The 327-nt window shown below is 28.7% G+C and carries 1 protein-coding gene; it reads right to left on the bottom strand.

Features of this window, described 5'->3' with window-relative positions:
* Positions 1-104: 104 nt before the first annotated feature.
* On the bottom strand, positions 105-327 hold a 223-nt coding region (locus FUA24_RS08325; RefSeq protein ID WP_187388227.1), incomplete at its 5' end, for a deoxyhypusine synthase family protein.

The raw sequence follows: 327 nt of genomic DNA, 5'->3' as shown, positions 1-327 counted from the left end.
ATCGTTATCACCATACCCATCAGGATATTTTTCTAAAAGAAGGTTTAAAATATCTTCATTTAATTTTTGATAATCTACAATTTTACGAATCATGTTTTTCATAATTACATACCTAATAAATAGGCAAAAATTAATGGTGCAACAATAGTTGCATCACTTTCAATAATAAATTTAGGTGTATCAATATCTAATTTACCCCATGTAATTTTTTCGTTTGGTACTGCTCCAGAATATGAACCATAACTGGTTGTTGAATCTGAAATTTGACAAAAGTAACTCCAAAAAGGTGTATCGGTTCTTTCCATATCTTGATATAGCATTGGAACT

The organism is Seonamhaeicola marinus (assembly GCF_008085455.1).
This window is presented reverse-complemented; position numbering and strand designations above follow the sequence as displayed.